Genomic DNA, 17,186 nt, shown 5'->3' on the forward strand with positions numbered 1-17,186 from the left:
AATAGGAATGAGTTCACTTCTTCAATTTACTAATAAGGGAATCTATTGTGCAAAGGGAGAATTCTATATTGATCCCTGGCGCCCAGTCAAAAAGGCTTTAATCACCCACGGACATGCAGATCACTCTCGACCGGGACATCGTTATTATTTAGCGCATCCACAGTCTAAGCATATCATGCAACAAAGATTAGGGCATGATATTCAAATTGAAACAATTGACTACAATAGCAATATTTTAATTAATGGTGTCAAAGTTAGTTTTCACCCAGCAGGACATATCCCAGGTTCCGCTCAGATCAGACTAGAGTTTAAGGGTAAAGTTGCAGTTGTTTCGGGTGATTACAAATTGGAAGATGATGGATTATCAACTCCTTTTGACTCGGTAAAATGTCACGAATTTGTAACGGAAACTACTTTTGGCTTACCTATTTACCAATGGAAACCCCAAAATGAGACTTTCGGAGAAATAAATACTTGGTGGAGGAAGAATAAGGAGGAAGGCAAGACCTCTGTAATTTTTGCATATGCTTTGGGCAAGGCTCAAAGAATTATGAAAAATGTAGACACTAAGATTGGCGAAATTTATACTCATGGAGCAGTAGAAAATGCTACCGAAGCTCTTAGAGTAACAGGATTAGATTTACCTGAAACTATAAAAATCACAAATGATATTCCCAAGAAAAACTATGCAGGAAATTTAGTGATTGCAACTCCCGCTTCAATTGGAACCCCCTGGATGAAAAAATTAGCGCCTTACAGTACAGGAATTGCTTCAGGTTGGATGATGTTGAGAGGGACTAGAAGAAGAAAAGCTGCAGATAGAGGTTTTGTACTTTCAGACCATGCGGACTGGAATGGATTGTTGGAAGCTGTAAAGTTATCAGAAGCTCAAACGGTATATTCTACGCATGGATACTCCAATGTATTCACTAAATATCTGAAAGAGGAAAAAGGGCTAAATGCGATTAGTTTAAATAGTCAAATTGAGGGGGAGAGCTTGGATAGTGAGTTGTGAAGTTCGCAATAATTTACTTTAAGCATAATTAATTTTGCCCTATGTTCGTTTTAAAGTCACTAAACTATTAATCTATATATAAATGAAAAACCATCTATTCCTTGCCATTTCTATTTTCTATATAATTTCAATCCCGTCTTATTCTCAAAATCAATCTAACAACAATTTCAAAGAAGAAGCAAAAACCATAGAGGAACTCGCAATCAAATCCCTAAAAATTAGGCAGCAAGTAAATCCTGAATCAGAGGATCAAGAGTTGATCAAAGAAATGAAATATCTTGATTCAACACTTTTACATAAAGTGCCCATTTTTCTGAATGAATATGGCTGGAAAAGCAAAAAAGAAATAGGAGAACTGGCTAATATGGGCTTGTTCTTAGCTATTCAGCATTCCTCAACAGAAGAAATGGAAAGCTTTAAAGAAATACTAGAGCAAGCCTACTACACTAATAAAATTGAAAAAAGTAAATACGCACTTTATATTGATAGACTTAGAGTCAGAAATAAGATGCCACAAATCTATGGGACGCAATATTACTATGATGAAGAATCTTCTTCTTTCCGATTTAATAAAATTGAAGATTTTGAAAATGTAAATAAAAGACGAAGGAAAGTGGGGTTGAAAAGAATTGAAAAGTATGCTAAGCAGAATAAAATAGCTTTAGATTAATAAAACAACAACTATGATTCTTAAAAAGACACTTTTGCAAATCTCAATTTTAGTTACATTTCTAACTATAAGCAATTTAAACTTTGCTAAAGCACAATTCGAAATAAAGGATAGTAGCAATTTTAAGTTGGTTTATAAATCTTTAATAGATGATGGTTATATTGATAGTATAACATTCGATTTTGCAGGGGATTTTATGGTCAATCAATTTTTTGGCCCTCGTCTAAATAAAGTTTTAGGTGAACCTGTCATTCAAATCCTAGATATAAGAGACCAATCTCGATACGAATATAGGCCAGAATCACGGAAAATATAAGACACAACTCCTCCGGTGCAATTCAATTCTGAACCAAATTCAATTATTAACCGAAAAGACAGTTCTATTAATGGAGAAAGCTATCAGTATTTTTTAACCACAAAAAACAATGAGTTTGGAAGTATGCCTTTAACTTCTGATGTCTTTTTCTTTCTGGATTTGGAGCTCCCTAATCAATATAAAATCATTAGTGAAATTTATGGTGGGAAAAGCTCATTATGGCCCTTGTACCATTCGGGAATAATATTTTGTAAGTTAACCAAAGAAGGTTCAAAGACCATTACGCATTTTGAGTTAGAATCAATCACTGAATCTGATTATTCAGAAGAAGAAATAGAAAAAATACTGCATTTACTCGAAAATTAGATTTCTCTTGATAAATGAAAATGGATGATAAAATAGGTCTAAACAAATATAAAGAGTCTTTTTTATGACTCAATTATGTTCATAACCTCATAATATAATGCTTTAATTAAAATTGGGGGTTTTAGGGCTTGATCAAATGATAGAATGCCAAATTATACTTTGTAGTTTTTCACCTTCCTTTTTCCTTGATGAAAAAGAAAGAAAAAATCAAGACAAAAATATGCTTCAACGCACATCCTCGTCTGGCCCGCATTCCTTCCTGCCGGCAGGCAGGTTTGTCCTCTTGCCTACACTCACAGATCAAGATTTTATTTGGATTTAGGGCTTTGTGGCATTTTTTATGAGGCCCAAAAAAAAGGAAGCCAATCGCTGGACTCCCTTTTCTATTCTTAAATCTCTCGGTTTATCTCAAAATCGTCTGAGTCCTGTCTGGCCCTACTGAAACCAAATTAATTGGAACACCGATTTTATCTTCTATATAAGTAATGTAATTTGTCAGTGCCTGAGGCATATCGTCAAAGGAATTGATTTTGTCCAAACTGCAATTCCAGCCGTCTAATTCTTCGTAAATAGGTTTTACTTCTGAATCTACAATATCATAAGGAAATTCCTCAGTCTTGGTACCATCTTCCAACTCATATTGAGTACAGACTTTTATTTTTTCGAAACCTGAAAGAACATCTGCTTTCATCATAAATAATTCCGTTACTCCGTTGATCATGACCACATATTTCAAGGCTGGGATATCCAACCATCCACATCTCCTCGGGCGACCTGTGGTAGCACCAAATTCATTTCCTACTTTCTGTAATTCTTTTCCATCTTCGTCAAAAAGCTCAGTAGGGAAGGGGCCTCCGCCTACTCTAGTACAATAAGCTTTGAAGATTCCATATACTTTTTGAATGCTATTAGGAGCCACGCCTAAACCTGTACATACACCCGCAGTCATGGTATTGGAACTGGTCACGAAAGGATAACTCCCGAAATCTACATCTAACAATGATCCTTGAGCACCTTCAGCCAAAACTGACTTCCCTTCTTTCAATTCTTTATTGATGAGGTATTCTGTAGAACTGACATTAAATGTTTTTAAATATTCGAGTGCCTCAAAGAAAGTTTTCTCGGCTTCTTCTAATTCAGCATAATCATATTGATAGAAATCAAGTGTCATTTTATGAATGTCGACTAATTTCTTATACTTCTCAGGGAAGCTTGGATAGAAAATGTCTCCAACTCGTAACCCTAATCTAGCAACTTTATCTTGGTAAGTTGGTCCTATCCCTTTCAAAGTTGAGCCGATTTTTTTGTTGCCTTTAGACTTTTCGTAAGCGGCATCTAAAAGTCTATGTGTAGGTAAAATCAACTGTGCCTTATTGGAAATCCACAAACTCTCCTTGAAATTGATATTAAATGGGTCTAATTTCTCAATCTCTTTTTTGAAAATAACAGGATCTAATACCACCCCATTCCCAATTACGTTTTTTATAGTACTTCGAAAAATACCGCTGGGAATTTGGTGAAGAACATGCTTATTGCCATCGAATTCTAAAGTATGCCCCGCATTGGGTCCACCCTGAAATCTAGCCACTGTATGGTATTTGGGCGCTAAAACATCCACTACTTTTCCTTTTCCTTCATCCCCCCATTGAAGACCCAACAAAACATCCATTTTCATTTTTTATGATTTTAAATTTGACAGCTATAGACAATTAAAGCTGCATTTGATGAAATACTAATTATTTTTAGAAATGTGATTTTTCATTTTAAGCTTTCTAAAGCTTCTTCTTTGGTATCGTAAATTGAGAAGATATTATTGAGTTTAGTGATCACTAATAACTTTTTTACCTGCTCAGAAGGATTTATTAATACCACCTCGCCATCTTTATTTCTAAGCTTAGTTAAGATTGTGATCAATACTCCAATTCCGCTGCTGTTCATATAGCGGACTCCCGAAATATCAATGATACACTTATTGATACCTTTATTGATGTGATCATTCAACATTTCTACTAATCCGGGCCCATTATTTTCGCCTATCAAGTCACCAGAAATTTCTAAATTCAAAATATTATTTATGACTTCTTTTTTGTAGTCCATTTTATATATGATTAAAAAATTACTCTTTTTCTTCTGTTTTTAATTTTGCTTGACAATCTCCACATATTCCGTAAAGATTTAAAGAATGATGCATGATTTTGAAATTCAATAAGTCGCCAATCATGGTTTTAATATTTTGGATTCTCGGATCGCAAAACTCTACTACTTTGTGACATTCAGCACAGATTACGTGATCGTGCTGTTTGTATCCATATGATTTTTCGTACTGAGCTAAATTTCTACCAAATTGATGCTTGCTTACTAAATCACATTCTACCAATAAATCCAACGTATTGTAAACAGTTGCACGGCTGACCCTATAGTTTTTATTTTTCATACTGATATAGAGAGATTCTACATCAAAATGTCCGGTTCGGGTATATATTTCTTCAAGGATAGCATAACGCTCAGGCGTTTTTCTTAATCCTTTATTTTCTAAATAAGCCGTGAAAATTTGTTTTACTTCTTTATAAACCTTTTCGTTCAATGCCATAATATAATCAACTCCCTTCTGATTTGGCAAATATAGGAAATCTACAATTAATCATAGCGGTTCACCTTGACAATCCCTCGAACGGCTTTCAATTTTCCGATAAGTTGGTCTAAATGCTTAGTGTTCTGAACAAAAAGGTGAATTTTCCCTTCAAAAATTCCGTCCTTGGTATCAACGGAAATTGATTGCATGTTGACTTCCAGTTCACTGGATATAATTTGTGTCACGTCACTAATAAGACCCACTCTGTCTGTTCCAATAATCTGCAAGCCAGCCAAAAAGGCAATCTCTTGTTGCGATGTCCATCTTGCCTTTACTACTCTATTGCCATGATTAGATAATAATTCCGGTGCATTAGGACATGAAGTCCTGTGAATTTTAATCCCTTCATTTACCGTCACAAATCCAAAAACCTCATCTCCGGGAATGGGGTTGCAACATTTAGCAATTACATAATCCACCACGTCCATGTCTTCACCAATCAGCAGCATATCCTCTCCTTTAGCTTTTTTCAATTCTTGCTCAAATGATTTTGCATCTGTGGAGGAGCGTATTCTCTTATTGTTATTTTTATTTGGAGCATCTAATACTTCATCCTGAAACTTTTTGATGTTTTTCGGATCGTGCTTTCCTGTAGCTATGCCATAATACAATTCTAAAGGAGTTTTTTCATCAAAATATGCTCTAATCTTATTGATTACTTCATCAGATGGTGCGATTTTCATCTGTTTCAATTTTCTATACACTATTTCTTTGCCTTCAATGGCTGCAAATTTTTTATCCTCTTTTAAAACATCCTTTATTTTAGATTTCGCCTTGGAACTGACTACAAATCGCAACCAATCTTCACTTGGTTTTTGTTTATTTGAAGTCAGGATTTCCACTTGATCTCCGTTTTTCAACTCATAATTCAACGGTACCAATTTATTGTTGACTTTTGCACCCAAGCATTTCGCACCAATTTCTGTATGGATATCAAAGGCAAAGTCTAATGCTGTGGCGCCATTTGGCAAAGTTTTTAATTCACCCTTTGGTGTAAAAACGAAGACTTCGTCTGAAAAAAGGTTAGACCGAAAATCATCCAAGAATTCAATAGCATTAGTATCATTGGATTCCAACATTTCCCTTACTCTAGCAATCCATTGTTCTAATCGGGTTTCTTCAGGTTTTGTATAATGATCTTTATACTTCCAGTGCGCTGCGTATCCTTTTTCGGCAATTTCATCCATTCTCGCAGTTCTAATTTGAACTTCTACCCAACTTCCGTTGTCACTCATAACAGTAGTATGTAACGACTCATAACCATTAGCTTTGGGAGTTGAAATCCAGTCTCTTAACCTATCAGGATTGGGTTTGTAAAAATCTGTGACAATTGAATAAACCTCCCAACATGCCGCTTTTTCATGCTCATCTGGCGCATCAATGATTATTCTAATGGCAAATAAATCGTAAACTTGCTCAAATGGAATATTTTGTTTTTTCATTTTACTCCAAATAGAGTAAATTGATTTTGGCCTTCCTTTTATATAATAATTCCATTTCAATTTATTTAATTCACCCTCAATAGGGGAAATGAAATTATTGATAAACCTCTTTCTAGCAGCTTTTGTATTATTGATTTTATTGGCAATGTCTCTATAGATCTCCGACTCTGTATATTTTAGATGCAGGTCTTCCAATTCTGACTTGATGGCGTATAAGCCTAGGCGATGAGCCAAAGGGGCGTAAAGAAAAATGGTTTCAGAAGCTATCTTTAATTGCTTATTTCTTGGCATGCTTTCCAAGGTCCGCATATTATGCAATCGATCCGCTAATTTTATGAGAATAACCCTAACATCTTTCGAGAGCGTTAGCAACATTTTTCGAAAATTCTCTGCTTGTTGGGAAGTCCCGTATTCAAAAACGCCCGATATTTTGGTCAATCCATCTATGATAGGAGATACTTTTGGGCCAAACTCTCGCTCAATATCTTCTAATTCCCAGTCTGTATCTTCCACTACATCATGCAGCAAAGCAGAGATAATGGAGGTGGTGCCTAGTCCAATTTCTTCTACACAAATTGTAGCCACAGCAATAGGATGAAGAATATAGGGCTCACCTGATTTCCTTCTCATCTCCTTATGGGCTTCCATAGAGGTTGTGAATGCCTTTTTTATCAATTTCGCATCTCCGTCCTTGAGAAATGGTTTTGACTTCCTTAAAAGTTTCCTGTACTCTCTAAGAATAATCTTACGTTCTTCTTCTAAATCTATATTCTGCATAAATGCTTTAAAAACTAAAGTTCAAAATAACCAATAAAAAAACATTTCCCCGACTTGCAACGAAAATATTTTTGCGTACCTTTGCACTTCAAATTAATGAATGCGGATGTGGCGAAATTGGTAGACGCACTAGACTTAGGATCTAGCGCCTCACGGCATGGGGGTTCGAGTCCCTTCATCCGCACATAACTCAAACCCTTAGTTCCAGTAGTATTACTTGGGAATGAAGGGTTTTTTTGTATATCGATAACACTATAAAAATTAATTGTTTTGGACATTACACTCAACAAAAAGGACAACACCAATGCTTCTATTAAAATTATACTAAATGAAGCTGATTATCAACCTAATGTTGAACAAAAAATCAAAGAGTACAGGAAAAAAGCCAATATCAAAGGTTTTCGTCCTGGAAAAGTGCCTACATCCTATGTAAAGAAGCTATACGGGAAGAGCATTTTGGTTGAAGAGATCAACAGCATGTTATCAAAATCTTTGACAGACTACATCAAAGAAAACGATTTGAAAATCTTAGGTGAACCTCTACCCAATCAAGAGGATGCTGCTAAAATAGATTGGGATAATCAAAAAGATTTTGAGTTTGAATATACTTTGGGCTTGGTTGAGGAGTTTGATATTCCTTTAAATGATAAATTTAAAGTTGAAAAGCACACCATCGAGGTGACTGATAAAGTGATGAAAGAAACCATGGATAATTTAACCAAGCAACATGGTGATACTGAATCAGTTGATGAAAGCAAAGCCGAGGATAGCCTTGAAGGGAAATTAAGTACCGCAGACGGAGAAGTTCAGGAAAAAGTTGTTTTGCCTATTGAGGATGCAGAAAAGAAAGCTCAGAAACAATTCGTAGGGGTTAAGAAAGGTGATAAAATCAAATTTGATATCGAAAAGACTTTTAAATCTGCAGAAGCAAAATCAAGATTGTTGGGTCAAAATGAAACTGACGCTCAGGCCGCTTCTGGCGAATATATCCTAACTGTTTCTGATATCAAAAGAACTAAACCTGCTGAGGTAAATCAAGAATTGTTCGATAAGGTATTTGGCAAAGATGCTGTGAAAACCAGAGAAGAATTTGATAAAAAGATAAAAGAAACCATTGCCGAGAACTACGATCGGGAAACTGAAAACCTTTTAAATAGAGATTTGGTAGATAATTTGGTGGAGAAGACAAAGTTCGATTTACCAGATGATTTCTTGAAAAACTGGTTATTGTTAAGTAACGAAGGTAAGATTACCCAAGAGCAAATTGACAAGGAATATGATTTATATACTAAAGATTTGCGTTGGAATTTGATCAAAAACAAAATTGCTGATGCTAATCAAGATGATATTAAAGTAGAGCATGCTGATGTCATGGATTACACTAAGAAAATGATTGCTGAGCAATTTGGAGCTTATGGAATGGCTGACCAGTTAGGTGAGAATATGGACAGTTTTGCTCAAAATTACCTTCAAGGCGAAAATGGTGAAAACTACCGTAAAGTCTACGAAGAGATGCTTAACAAGCGAGTTTTGGACTTTATTAAGGAGAAGATATCCATAAAAGATAAGAAAGTTGACCTCGATGGCTTTAAAAAGGCTGTAGACGCAAACTAATAGCAAATTTTACCGTTAATTGAAAAGTCCTTTTAAAGAAGGACTTTTTTTTTAAATTTGTACTTATAACAAAATACTTAAATGATTAATAAAGAGGAATTTAGGAAATTTGCCGTTAAAGGCGAAGGTTTATCAGGTAGTATGGTCGATTCATATGTACAGCAGGTAGAAAATATGACCAGAGCTGTCATTGAGGAACGTCCCACCAATTTTAGGGAAATAGATGTATTTTCCCGCTTAATCATGGATAGAATAATTTTCTTGGGCATGCAAGTGGATGATAATATCGCAAACGTAATTACCGCTCAACTATTGTTTTTGCAATCTGTAGATGCTAAGAAAGACATTAGTCTTTATATTAATAGTCCGGGTGGTTCGGTTTATGCTGGTTTAGGTATATATGATACGATGCACTATATATCTCCTGATGTAGGAACAATTTGTACAGGATTGGCAGCAAGTATGGGAGCGGTATTATTAGCCGGTGGAGCTGAGAAAAAAAGGTCTGCATTACCACATGCCAGAATTATGATACACCAACCGATGAGTGGAATGCAAGGTCAAGCTTCAGATATGGAGATCTCTTTGAAACAAACTCTTTCTGTTAAGGAGGATTTATATAATATCTTGTCTAAACACAGTGGTAAATCATACAAACAAGTAGAAAAAGATTCTGATAGGGACTTCTGGATGCGTGCAGAGGAAGCCAAGGATTATGGATTGATTGATGAAGTATTAGTGAGAAAGTAATGGCAGAAGACAAAACACAAGTAAGCTGTTCTTTTTGTGGGAGAAACAAAAAAGATGTTGATTTGATGATATCGGGCATACACGCGCACATTTGTGATAAGTGTATTGCGCAGGCTCAACAAATTCTACAAGAAGAAGTTAAAACAAAATCATCTTCAAAAGACCCAAAATTCAATTTGATTCGTCCAATTGAAATGAAAAAACATTTGGATCAATATGTGGTCGGCCAAGATGAGGCTAAAAAAGTGATATCAGTGGCGGTTTATAATCATTATAAACGATTGATGCAAAAAGCTACCAAGGATGACGTAACGATTGAAAAGTCTAATATCATTATGGTAGGGGAGACGGGTACAGGTAAGACCTATTTAGCAAAAACTTTGGCTAAAATTTTACAAGTTCCCTTTTGTATTGCTGATGCTACAGTTTTAACCGAAGCAGGTTACGTGGGTGAAGATGTCGAAAGTATTTTGACCAGATTATTACAATCTGCAGATTATAATGTTGAAGCGGCCCAAAGAGGAATCGTTTATATTGATGAGATAGATAAAATTGCCCGTAAATCGGATAATCCTTCTATCACCAGAGATGTAAGCGGTGAAGGTGTTCAACAGGCCATGTTGAAATTATTGGAAGGGACTTCAGTGAATGTGCCACCTCAAGGTGGAAGAAAGCACCCTGATCAGAAAATGATCAATGTCGATACTGAAAACATCCTTTTCATTTGCGGTGGCGCTTTTGATGGAATAAGCAGAGGAATAGCCTCGAGGTTGAATACTACTCCCTTAGGCTTTGCTAAATCGGAAACCAGAGAAGAAGAAATCGATAAGGAAAATCTCCTGCAATATATTACTGCACAGGATTTGAAAAATTTCGGATTGATACCTGAGTTGATTGGCCGATTGCCAGTATTGACTCATTTAGATCCTTTAAGTAAAGATATATTGAAATCGATCTTAACGGAGCCTAAAAACGCTTTAGTGAAGCAATACTCTAAATTGTTTGATATGGAAGGTATTAAATTAAAATTTGAGGATTCAGCATTGGATTACATTGTGGATAAGGCAGTGGAGTTCAAATTAGGAGCGCGAGGATTACGTTCAATTTGCGAAGTAATAATGACCGATGCGATGTTCGAATTTGATGGAGAATCATCTGGAACCGAACTTCTGATTGATAAAAAATACGCAGCTTCAAAATTTGATAAGTCGAAATATAAAAATCTTAGAGTAGCGTAATAGACTTTAGAACCACGAGTCTAGGATTTAGACAAAAATGGGGCTGTTTTCGCATGAAAACGGCCCTTTTATTTTTTGAAATGTTTAAGAAATTTTGGGTAAGTTGATGGATTAATAGTTACTGTCTAGGTTCTTACTTACGCTTTCACCTTATCCTTTGGTAGTCGTTTTTTATCCAAGCCCCTTTCTATATACTCCACAATTCTTAATGCAATATCTTTTCCAGTAGCCTTTTCAATTCCTTCCAAACCCGGAGAAGAATTTACTTCCAATATTAACGGCCCTCTGGAAGACTGCAACATATCAACACCCGCAATGGCTAGCCCCATTGCTTTAGCCGCTTTTAATGCTGCTGCTTTTTCAGACCTGCTCAATTTAATGACATTAGCAGACCCCCCTCTGTGTAAATTAGAACGAAATTCACCTTCCTTTCCTTGACGTTTCATTGCTCCAACAACTTCTCCATCTACTACAAAAACACGGATATCTGCACCTCCAGCTTCTTTTATAAATTCTTGCATGATGATCCGCGCTTTCAGTCCTTCAAAAGCCTCTATTACAGAAACAGCTGCTTTTCTGGTTTCTGCTAAAACAACACCTAATCCTTGGGTTCCTTCCAATAGTTTTAAAACGACAGGAGCTTTTCCAAGATGCTCTAATATGTAATCACCAGCATTTTCGGATCGATTTGTAAATGCAGTGCGAGGCATGGCTAATCCCGAACGAGATAGAATTTGCAAACTTCTTAACTTATCTCTTGAACGAGTTATGGCTAATGAATCCACTGCGCTAAATGTCTTCATCATTTCAAATTGACGGACAACTGCAGTTCCGTAAAATGTGACTGACGCCCCAATTCTAGGGATAATAGCATCAATTTTTTCTAATTTTTCACCATGATAGTATATAGATGGCCCTGCTTCATCCATGATTATGTCGCAATGCATATGGTCAAGACGAAGTGGTTCATGTCCTTTTTGCTCAATTGCTTCAATTAGTCTTCTTGTAGAGTATAAGTTTGGATTTCTTGATAGAACTGCAATTTTCATTTTTACTTCATTTTTTGTACAGCCAAAGTAAACTAAAAAAGATGGCTAACCTAAATCACAACCTCATGTTTTTTGATTTTATCGTAAATATCTTGAGATATTTGTACCCAATAGAGATTGGGTTGCTGCTGTTTGAATTTCTCTAACTGTATAAATTCCGCTTTTACTAAATAGTAGTTTTCTTCTTGTTCCAATATATCTAGGCCTGATAATTCATTCTCAAAACCACCAATAAAGTAAATCTCCTTTGCAGCATTAAACGAATATTCAAATTCCTTTTTTACTGAAGACTTGGCTATTGCTAAGTCATATTTCAAATCCTTTAAATTAGATAAAACAGCTAATGCTGTAGGAAAGCTTCCTGCTCCTTTACCTTTTACAAACTGCTCTCCAGTAAATTCAGCATCCACTAATATTCCATTGTATTCATTTTCAATGTTATAGAAGTCTTGCTTTTCACTGACCAATTGCGGTTCTACTTTAGCTTTTATTTCACCATTGATCTTTTGAGCCTGTCCAATTAATTTGATTTTTAACTTATTCTTTTGAGCAAATTGCACAAGTGTTTCATCCAAATAATTAATTCCCTCCAAAGAGATTGCATTGGGATGTACAAAAATTCCAAATGCATGATAAATCATAATGGCCAATTTAAAACGGGTGTCCTCACCACTTACATCCGAATAAGGATCTAATTCCGCGAAGCCCAAATCTTGGGCATCCTGCAATGCTGAGTCGTAATCCTGATTTTCAGCTGTCATTTTTGAGAGAATAAAATTGCAAGTCCCATTAGCGATGGCTTTTACAGATTTTATTGAATCTGACTTGTAATGTTGGTCAAGCAATCTTAAAATTGGCACGCTACCGCATACTGCACCTTCGTAAAAGAATTTGACTCCATACTTTTCGCTTAGTTGCAACAATTCTTGATGATGAAGTGCTACCATTTTTTTATTAGCACTCACTACTGATTTTCCTTTTTCGAATGCCTTTTTAACGATATCAAATGCCTCTTCAGGCTCGTTAATTAATTCGATGATGACATCTACATCGTTATTTTCTAAGATTTCCTCCGGTTTTGAAGTAAGAATTTCATCAGGTAAATTTATTTCTCTTGCTTTATCAATGTTCTTCACGGCAATTTTCTCTATCGAAATGCCATATTTTTCATTTTGCTTTAGCATAGTATAAACTCCAGAGCCTACTACTCCTAATCCGAATAATCCCGCTTTAAGTTTCTTCATATAAAGTATTGCTTAATTGTTTGTTGATGAATTTAGAAATCAGGTTTCCTTCTATTAGAAATGCATCATGTCCTTTGGACGATTTAATTACCTCTAATTTTGCATTGGGAATATGCTCGCTGATAAATATTTGCTCATCAAGTGGAAATAGATTATCACTGTCAATCCCTATGCATAAAGTTTTGACTTTGACGGATTTCAGTACTTCAGCTAATTTACCTCCTCTTCCGTCTGCCACATTATGAGAATCCATCATTTTGGATAGAATATTATAGCTTTTAATGCTAAATCTCCCATTGAATTTCTTTCCTTGATATTTTAAATAGGAAGACACTCTCCAATCACCGTTTTCAGCTTTTCCATTTTGGTTACGTTCAAAGTCCGAATAGCTTCTATAACTTAGCATAGCTATGCTTCTCGCCAATGAAAGAGATTTTTGTTGGTCTTCAACATCGCTCTTTTCCCCTAATTCAATAGCTTGTCTTTGTAATTCATTAAAGGCTATTCCCCAAGCAGAATGTTTGGCATTTGAAGCTACTAAAATCTGGTTTACAATTACTTCGGGTTCCATGATTGACCATTCCAACGCTTGCTGACCACCTAATGATCCTCCAATTAAGAAATGAATTTTAGGGATATTCAATGCTATCCTTAATTCTATAAAAGCTCTGACTGCATCTCTGTTGGTAATTATGGGAAACTCATCACCGTAAATTTCTGCAGTATGAGGATTTAGCGATTCTGGCCCCGTGCTTCCGTAACACGAGCCCAATAAGTTAGCACATATTACAACATGCTGATTGAGATCTATAAACCCACCATTTTCAACAAAAAGTGAAGCCCACCAATCTTTGACGGTGGCGCTTCCAGTAAAAGCATGACAAACCCAAACCACTTCTTTATTTTCTGAAATTTCACCTAGAATCTCATAATAAAGAGAAGCCCCGAGCAAGCTTTGACCGCTTTCTAATTGAAAAGAATTAGGTAAATTATGCTGTGGCATAGTTTTCTTCATGTATTTTTTGAAATGACTGAGTAAAATCTGCAATGATATCGTCAATATGCTCAATACCAACAGATACTCTTAATAAGTTAGGAGAAATACCTGCTGACAGTTGCTCTTGATCAGATAATTGTTGGTGAGTAGTAGCTGATGGCTGAATAATCAATGTTTTAGCATCTCCCACATTTGCCAAATGGCTAACTAATTTAAGATTATCCACAAAGGCTTTTGTTTCTTCTTTATCTCCTTTTACGGTAAATGATAAAACTCCACCATAGCCATTATGAAGATATTTTTTAGCCAGTTGATAATATTTACTGCTCTCTAATCCTGGGTAATTCACTTTGTCCACTAAAGGGTGTTTCTCTAACCAATAAGCTAATTTTAAAGCGTTATCGACTGTTCTTTGTACCCTTAGTGAAAGCGTTTCTAATCCTTGAAGCAACAAGAAGCTGTTGAATGGACTTAAAGCTGGGCCAAAATCCCGTAAACCTTCTACTCTTGCTCTGATGGCATAAGCAATATTGGGTAGACCCAGCGGGTTTCCTTCTCCAAAAGTTTCCCAGAAATTTAGTCCGTGATAGCCTTCCGAAGGCTCCGAAAACTGCGGGAATTTACCATTGCCCCAATTATAGTTACCTGCATCTACTAATACACCGCCTACTGAAGTCCCATGACCGCCAATCCACTTGGTTGCAGATTCTACAACCACATTAGCACCATGTTCAATAGGTCTGAACAAATAACCGCCCGCACCAAATGTATTATCTACAATTAATGGTAAGTCATACTTTTTAGCTAATGCGGAAATAGTCTCGAAATCAGGGATATTGAAAGTCGGGTTACCAATGGTTTCCAAATAAATGGCTTTAGTATTTTCATCAATCAATGCTTCATAAGATTCTACTTCCTCATCAGGAGAAAATCGTGCTTCTATACCTAGTCTCTTGAAGGATACTTTGAATTGATTGTAGGTGCCTCCGTATAAATATTTGGTAGTGATGAAATTATCGCCAGCTTCCAAGATATTATTCAAGGCAATAAATTGTGCCGCTTGTCCTGATGCAACTGAAACTGCTGCAACCCCACCTTCTAAAGCCGCAATTCTTTTCTCAAAAACATCATTGGTCGGGTTCATGATTCTTGAATAGATATTGCCAAATTCTTTCAGACCGAATAAATTGGCACCATGGTCTGAGTTATTAAAAGCATAGCTTGTGGTTTGATAAATAGGCACCGCTCTTGAATTGGTTGTTGGGTCAATTTCCTGACCTGCATGTAACTGTAATGTTTCGAATTTTTGTGTAGTTGACATAATTTTAAAATTTAAGATGTATAATTTTTTAGAATAATAATTGAGAAATAATAAAGCCCATCAGCATGATGGACGCGATAATAAAAATTTTAATTAATTGGTTTTGAATGGATTATATATGTTTCCAGAAAGTAATTAGATCGAAAAGGACAGCCCTTTCCAGTTCAGATTATTGGGATGAATCCAAAAGAGTTGAATTGTTGATTAACAACTACAGCACATGCACATTCGCATGGGAGCTAAAAAAATATCGTTGTGATTAATTGAAATACTGAACTTGATTCGAGAATTGAATCCAGTTGATTGTTGAACTGCGAATTGAACGCTTTGACTTGAGTTGTGTAATGCTTTCATATTTATATTTCCCTTATCGGGCAGGATTTGGCACCTTGAATCAGGTTGCCAGAGGATCATAGAGCCTGTCTCTTACCTCTTCGTTATAAATTGATTTAATAATTCAAATGTAGGAAAAGCTTTTTGAAATAAACAAACATCATTCCAAATAAAAATTACTTATTTTAAAAATAATTTTTTTACAGAATAAACTATTGATTTTATATGAATTTTAAGAAGATTATATTGTGTTATCACTTGGGGTTTTCTTATGCTTTAACAATCCGTTTACTATAAGCCACTGAGCAATAATGTAGGTACTCATTACTGCAACTCCAGCATAGGGTATGGTGTGAGAAAAACGATTGATGGCAAGAACAGAGTCGGAAATAGTGAATAATGCTGCGCCCAATACCACTAATTGGAAGCTATCATCGGTAGTTTGATTTTTACGAAACCATGCCACCACTATCATTAATGCTAAAACTATTGCATAAAGAGTAATTGGGACTTGGATTACACTATCTATGTATGGTAAAATCAAATATGCCATTAAAGCTAAATAAGCTACTACAATTACTGGGAAAAAAGACCAACTAAAGTTTAGCTTGTCTTGAAAAGTTGCTCTTCTGTAGGCTATGATATAGGCGATATGAGCTACTAAAAATGCTGAGATGCCAGCAAAAAAGAACATAAAGTGTTTAAAAGCGAATAGCAGCATTATGTCACCGATCCAACTAAAAGCTAATGCTAAAGTGACAAAACTTACCCATTTTTCATCTTTTCTACTATCTGATTTATCCCAAAAATAAATCAAAAGAGCTATCATCAATAGTGGTTTACAAATTTGGTGTAAGATGTTAACCTCAAAAGACAAAGAGATTATTTCAAGTACTGCAACTATCCAATAGAAATATGCTTTAAAGCTCATCTAACAATGTTTATCGAAAAGTACTTATTAAAAAGCTATTATAAAAGAGATTTATGTGAAGAAATTACGCTAAACAACGGAAATGTGAAATGCAAAAGTCTTATTTCTTTATGAACTTTTTTAAGCTTTTGTCGGTATCAACGGTTAACATCACATAATAATGGCCACTAGGGATGTTTTTGAGGTTAATCTTGTAAAGACCAGGATTAATCTTTTCGTGAGTGATGCTCATTTTATTGCCAATGATGCTCATTACTTCAATACTAATTTCTGAAGTAATGGAACCCTCATTAATTTTTAAGTAAATGAAATCCTCTGCTGGGTTAGGGTAGACCTCAGCTTCCTTCAATATCTTTATGATTTCGATATCAACTGCTTTTTCTTTTAATGAATCTTTTTCAGCATTTGCAAAGGATATGCTAAAGCTGATAAAGAAGATAAGCAATATGTTCTTAGAGAATTTCATTTTAGTTTTTTACGGCCATTGCCGC

At 35.5% G+C, this 17,186-nt stretch carries 17 protein-coding genes, 1 tRNA gene and 1 riboswitch; of the genes, 8 read left to right on the top strand and 10 right to left on the bottom strand.

All coding sequences use genetic code 11. The features are described 5' to 3' along the window. Nucleotides 1–7 precede the first annotated feature (7 nt). The 4 genes from AAC601_RS10590 to AAC601_RS10605 all read left to right on the top strand — a co-directional run bounded on the left by AAC601_RS10590 (nucleotide 8) and on the right by AAC601_RS10605 (nucleotide 2,367). Nucleotides 8–1,015, top strand: a complete 1,008-nt coding sequence (locus AAC601_RS10590; RefSeq protein WP_340153231.1) for a ligase-associated DNA damage response exonuclease — start codon at nucleotides 8–10, stop codon at nucleotides 1,013–1,015. 82 nt (nucleotides 1,016–1,097) lie between these two features. Beyond that, nucleotides 1,098–1,685 carry a DUF6624 domain-containing protein gene (locus AAC601_RS10595; protein WP_340153232.1) on the top strand — a complete coding sequence of 196 codons (588 nt, stop codon included), beginning with the start codon at nucleotides 1,098–1,100 and terminating at the stop codon, nucleotides 1,683–1,685. A gap of 13 nt (nucleotides 1,686–1,698) precedes the next feature. Next, nucleotides 1,699–2,001: a hypothetical protein gene (locus tag AAC601_RS10600; protein ID WP_340153233.1), complete on the top strand. Its 303-nt coding sequence runs from the start codon at nucleotides 1,699–1,701 to the stop codon at nucleotides 1,999–2,001. 15 nt (nucleotides 2,002–2,016) lie between these two features. After that, complete coding sequence (locus AAC601_RS10605; RefSeq protein WP_340153234.1) at nucleotides 2,017–2,367, top strand: hypothetical protein; 351 nt, start codon at nucleotides 2,017–2,019, stop codon at nucleotides 2,365–2,367. A gap of 403 nt (nucleotides 2,368–2,770) precedes the next feature. Here the strand turns inward: AAC601_RS10605 and AAC601_RS10610 are convergent, their stop codons facing one another. From AAC601_RS10610 to AAC601_RS10625, 4 genes are all read right to left on the bottom strand, one after another. Further along, nucleotides 2,771–4,042: an adenylosuccinate synthase gene (locus tag AAC601_RS10610; RefSeq protein ID WP_303270011.1), complete on the bottom strand. Its 1,272-nt coding sequence runs from the start codon at nucleotides 4,040–4,042 to the stop codon at nucleotides 2,771–2,773. 83 nt (nucleotides 4,043–4,125) lie between these two features. After that, entirely contained in the window at nucleotides 4,126–4,464 is a 339-nt protein-coding gene (locus AAC601_RS10615; RefSeq protein ID WP_303270010.1) for an STAS domain-containing protein, read from the bottom strand. 19 nt (nucleotides 4,465–4,483) lie between these two features. Then, nucleotides 4,484–4,957: a transcriptional repressor gene (locus tag AAC601_RS10620; protein ID WP_303272125.1), complete on the bottom strand. Its 474-nt coding sequence runs from the start codon at nucleotides 4,955–4,957 to the stop codon at nucleotides 4,484–4,486. A 47-nt stretch (nucleotides 4,958–5,004) separates the two neighbouring features. Continuing rightward, a complete protein-coding gene (locus AAC601_RS10625) occupies nucleotides 5,005–7,218 on the bottom strand; it encodes a bifunctional (p)ppGpp synthetase/guanosine-3',5'-bis(diphosphate) 3'-pyrophosphohydrolase (RefSeq protein ID WP_340153235.1) in 2,214 nt (737 codons plus the stop codon). A 102-nt stretch (nucleotides 7,219–7,320) separates the two neighbouring features. On the opposite strand from AAC601_RS10625, the gene AAC601_RS10630 reads away from it, so the two are divergent. The 4 genes from AAC601_RS10630 (at nucleotide 7,321) to clpX (ending at nucleotide 10,820) form a co-directional block, all read left to right on the top strand. Further along, nucleotides 7,321–7,402: transfer RNA gene (locus tag AAC601_RS10630), tRNA-Leu, on the top strand. A gap of 86 nt (nucleotides 7,403–7,488) precedes the next feature. After that, nucleotides 7,489–8,832 carry a trigger factor gene (gene tig / locus AAC601_RS10635; RefSeq protein WP_340153236.1) on the top strand — a complete coding sequence of 448 codons (1,344 nt, stop codon included), beginning with the start codon at nucleotides 7,489–7,491 and terminating at the stop codon, nucleotides 8,830–8,832. An 81-nt stretch (nucleotides 8,833–8,913) separates the two neighbouring features. Continuing rightward, a complete protein-coding gene (locus AAC601_RS10640) occupies nucleotides 8,914–9,582 on the top strand; it encodes an ATP-dependent Clp protease proteolytic subunit (protein ID WP_303270007.1) in 669 nt (222 codons plus the stop codon). Beyond that, the gene (clpX, locus tag AAC601_RS10645) at nucleotides 9,582–10,820 is read left to right on the top strand and encodes an ATP-dependent Clp protease ATP-binding subunit ClpX (protein ID WP_303270006.1); all 1,239 of its coding nucleotides are present in this window, start codon (nucleotides 9,582–9,584) and stop codon (nucleotides 10,818–10,820) included. The genes AAC601_RS10640 and clpX overlap by 1 nt, the downstream gene beginning before the upstream one ends. A gap of 137 nt (nucleotides 10,821–10,957) precedes the next feature. On the opposite strand, the gene rimK is transcribed toward clpX, so the two are convergent. The 6 genes from rimK to AAC601_RS10675 form a co-directional block, all read right to left on the bottom strand. Then, nucleotides 10,958–11,869 (bottom strand): 30S ribosomal protein S6--L-glutamate ligase, encoded by a 912-nt coding sequence (gene rimK, locus AAC601_RS10650; protein WP_340153237.1) that lies wholly within the window; start codon nucleotides 11,867–11,869, stop codon nucleotides 10,958–10,960. Nucleotides 11,870–11,919: 50 nt separating this feature from the next. Beyond that, nucleotides 11,920–13,113, bottom strand: coding sequence for a homoserine dehydrogenase (locus AAC601_RS10655; protein ID WP_340153238.1), 1,194 nt, complete (start codon nucleotides 13,111–13,113; stop codon nucleotides 11,920–11,922). Further along, nucleotides 13,100–14,128: a homoserine O-acetyltransferase gene (gene metX, locus AAC601_RS10660; protein ID WP_340153239.1), complete on the bottom strand. Its 1,029-nt coding sequence runs from the start codon at nucleotides 14,126–14,128 to the stop codon at nucleotides 13,100–13,102. Before metX ends, AAC601_RS10655 begins: the two co-directional genes overlap by 14 nt. Further along, nucleotides 14,103–15,431: an O-acetylhomoserine aminocarboxypropyltransferase/cysteine synthase gene (locus AAC601_RS10665; RefSeq protein ID WP_340153240.1), complete on the bottom strand. Its 1,329-nt coding sequence runs from the start codon at nucleotides 15,429–15,431 to the stop codon at nucleotides 14,103–14,105. Before AAC601_RS10665 ends, metX begins: the two co-directional genes overlap by 26 nt. Nucleotides 15,432–15,784: 353 nt before the next feature. Continuing rightward, nucleotides 15,785–15,877: riboswitch (SAM riboswitch) on the bottom strand. Nucleotides 15,878–16,005: 128 nt separating this feature from the next. After that, on the bottom strand, nucleotides 16,006–16,695 hold the full coding sequence (locus AAC601_RS10670) for a lysoplasmalogenase (RefSeq protein ID WP_340153241.1): 690 nt from the start codon (nucleotides 16,693–16,695) through the stop codon (nucleotides 16,006–16,008). Between the two features lie 100 nt (nucleotides 16,696–16,795). After that, the gene (locus tag AAC601_RS10675) at nucleotides 16,796–17,161 is read right to left on the bottom strand and encodes a T9SS type A sorting domain-containing protein (RefSeq protein ID WP_340153242.1); all 366 of its coding nucleotides are present in this window, start codon (nucleotides 17,159–17,161) and stop codon (nucleotides 16,796–16,798) included. Between the last annotated feature and the right edge of the window lie 25 nt (nucleotides 17,162–17,186).

The organism is uncultured Marivirga sp., from assembly GCF_963974845.1.
GTDB classification, from domain to species: Bacteria; Bacteroidota; Bacteroidia; order Cytophagales; family Cyclobacteriaceae; genus Marivirga; species Marivirga harenae.